We start from the raw sequence: 1,407 nt of genomic DNA, 5'->3' as shown, positions 1-1,407 counted from the left end.
GCCGCTGCCGCTGCAGCCCACGAGCACGTCGGCCTGGCGCAGTGCCTGCTCCAGTTCCTCGGTGCTGATGGCCTGCACGCCGCGCTTCTGCGCGAAGTCCGCCGCCCGCCCGGAGGTGGAGTAGACCTTGATGTGCTTCACGCCGCGTTCACGCAGCAGCGCCAGGGTCACCCCGGCGTAGGCTCCGGTGCCAAAGAGCACCACTTCCTGATCCTGCCAGGAGCGGTTGGCCTGCATCAGGTCATCGGCCAGGTCCAGGGCCACGGAGACCACGGACTTGCCCTGGGCGCAGTGCGGTTTGGGAACCGACGTCCTTGGCGGCGCGGGTGGCCGATTCAAAGAGGCGGGTGAGGTTGCCGGTGGTGGTCTTCTGCTGCTGGGCCTGGGTCAGGGCGCGGCGCACCTGTCCGGCGATTTCGCGTTCACCGACCACGGCGCTGTCCAGTCCCGCGCCCACGGAGAAGAGGTGGTCGATGACCGCGCGTCCCTCGAAGCGCAGCAGCTTGCTGTCCAGCAGGTGGGCGGGTACGCCGCTGTGGGAGGAGAGCTGGTGAACCAGTTCGGTGGCCGCGGAGAGCGGGGAGGCGACATCGGCGTAGATTTCGAACCGGTTGCAGGTGGATAACACCACGGTGCCGTTGATGTTGTCGCAGGCCTGAAGGGTCGCGGGAGCCAGCTCGGTGGCCGCGGCGCTGAGCTGTGCCACGGTTTCCAGATCGAGCTGCGAGTGAGATGCAACGAGAGATAGGTAAACCACAGTGATACCTAGATTAGGCCTGGGTACCTGTTTCGACAACGAAGGTGAACCTATCCTCGAGGTCGTTTTCGACATTTTGTAGAAAAGTTTTCGACGAGTTATAGAGGTTTTTCGACACGTTGTAGAGGTTATCTTGCTCACCTCGTGAGCATGCTCACCCGGCGGGGTGGGCATTTGTCGCCAAGATTGGCAGAATTGGGCACATGACCCTGCCTGCACACCATCCGATGGTTGATGGACGTACGAGTAATTCCGACCTGATTACCGCCCTGCGCGGCGGCACCCCGCGCCGCACCCCGGTGTGGTTCATGCGCCAAGCCGGGCGCTCGCTGCCCGAATACCGCGAACTGCGTGAGGGCACCACGATGCTCGATTCGTGCCTGAACCCGGCGATGGCCAGTGAGATCACCCTGCAGCCGGTGCGCCGGCACAAGGTGGACGCGGCAATCTTCTTCTCCGACATCGTCATTCCGCTGCGCCTGGCCGGAATCGGGGTGGACATTGTCCCCGGGGTCGGCCCGGTGCTTAGTGAGCCGGTGCGCACCGCCGAACAGGTCGCGGCCCTGCCCGAACTGACCGACGAATCCCTGGAACCGATCCGCGAGGCGGTGGCGCTGACCGTCGCCGAGTGGGCTCGACCCCGCTGATCG

General features: G+C 64.7%; 1 protein-coding gene and 2 pseudogenes. 1 reads left to right on the top strand and 2 read right to left on the bottom strand.

Annotated elements, in window-relative coordinates; translation table 11 throughout:
* Both JCM19049_RS14250 and JCM19049_RS14245 read right to left on the bottom strand, forming a co-directional pair.
* Positions 1–273, bottom strand: a pseudogene (locus JCM19049_RS14250) (glutamyl-tRNA reductase); the annotation flags it as partial.
* Positions 242–706 carry a hypothetical protein gene (locus tag JCM19049_RS14245; RefSeq protein WP_054821904.1) on the bottom strand — a complete coding sequence of 155 codons (465 nt, stop codon included), beginning with the start codon at positions 704–706 and terminating at the stop codon, positions 242–244. The pseudogene JCM19049_RS14250 and the gene JCM19049_RS14245, both read right to left, overlap by 32 nt.
* A 254-nt stretch (positions 707–960) precedes the next feature.
* Between JCM19049_RS14245 and JCM19049_RS14240 the strand changes: the two are divergent.
* A pseudogene (locus JCM19049_RS14240) lies at positions 961–1,407 on the top strand (uroporphyrinogen decarboxylase family protein); the annotation flags it as partial.

The organism is Arthrobacter sp. JCM 19049, from assembly GCF_001310435.1.
The sequence above is the reverse complement of the archived record's forward strand: the minus strand, read 5'-3'. Positions and strand labels throughout refer to the sequence as shown.